This is a genomic window from Corynebacterium sp. c7Ub_26 (genome assembly GCF_053760365.1).
Genome location: NZ_JBSNBL010000009.1, coordinates 1 through 1,369, shown reverse-complemented (window position 1 = coordinate 1,369; position 1,369 = coordinate 1). Strand labels below are relative to the sequence as shown.

At 55.6% G+C, this 1,369-nt stretch carries 1 pseudogene; it reads right to left on the bottom strand.

The window, feature by feature from the left end:
* Positions 1 to 34 precede the first annotated feature (34 nt).
* A pseudogene (locus tag ACWORE_RS10380) lies at positions 35 to 1,312 on the bottom strand (IS3 family transposase).
* Between the last annotated feature and the right edge of the window lie 57 nt (positions 1,313 to 1,369).

The window sequence follows — 1,369 nt, the reverse complement described above, 5'->3', positions numbered from 1 at the left end:
TGAACTGGCCCCCGAAAGTTGGACTGGTTTAATTCTAATTGGTTATGGCTGCAAGGGCCTGTCTCCTGTAGTGCATGGGGGCAAGGCCCTTGATCCTCTCTTGGATTCGGTCGGTGTTGTACCAGGTGATATACCTGTCAATAGCCTCGGAAAACTCGTCGACGCTAGCAAAGTGCTCGCCGTGATACATCTCTGCTTTCAAATGTCCGAAGAAATTCTCCATGACAGCGTTGTCATAACAGTTACCCTTACGCGACATGGACTGGACGGCACCGGTCTGTTCGATAAGCCTGCGCCAGCTGAAATGGTGATAGTGGACACCTCGATCGGTGTGCACCAGCAACCCTTTGCCCGGCTGATGCTCCTCCAGCGCGGTACGCAGCGACGTCGAGGTCAACACCGTTGACGGCGATGTCGATAGTTCATAGGCCAGGATCAAGCGGTCATACAGATCCATCACCGGCGATAAATAGACCTTGCGACCGGCTACACGAAATTCGGTGACATCACTGACCCACACAGCGTTGGGGTGCTCTGGCGTGAACCGGCGACCCAGAATGTTGTCAGCGCTACGAGTGACGCCCCGTGTGTAGGACGTGTACTTCTTGCGCCGTCTGACCTTGGATTTTAGCCCCATCTGGTCCATGAGTTTAAACACCAACTTATGGTTAACCTTCCAGCCCTGGGTTCGTAACACCGCGAGCACACGGCGGTAGCCGTAGCGCTGCTTGTTGGCCGTGAATATGGCCTGTATTACTGCTTTAAGCTCGGCATGCTTATCCGGGCGGTTCAGGCGCTGCAGATGGTAGAAGTAGGTGGAACGGGCCAGGCCGGCGGCCCGCAGGAGATCATTAAGTTTGTGTTCTGACTTGAAAATGGCGATGATCTGGGTTTTTATCCTCGCCGCTGGTTTCTCAAGTCCCTCAGTTTTTTAGGTAGGCGTTTTCGGCTTCCAACTGTTCGACCCTGCGGCGCAGCTGGGCTTCGGTGCTGGCTGGGGCCGCCGGGCCGTGTGGTCGGCCTCTCCGTTTGGGGCGTAGTGCTTCATCGCCGCCGTGGCGCCATGCTCTCACCCAGGTTTTGACCGTCTGGTCGGAGGATAAACCGAACTCGGCGGCCAGTTCCATCTTGGACTGACCTGCGTTGAACCGTTTAACGACTTCCTTTTTGACTTCGAAGGAATAGCGCTGCTTGATGGGCTCCATGAGGCATAGTCTGCCATGAAGGATGAACCGTCGCTGAAGTGTTTTTGCTGCGTTCCGGCCAACACCCAGGCGTCGTGCCGCTGCTGCGTAGCCCAGGCCGTGTTCAAATAGTTCCACAAGCTGCTCACGCTGGACTTCGCTCAAAGAACTGTGTGCTCTCATAG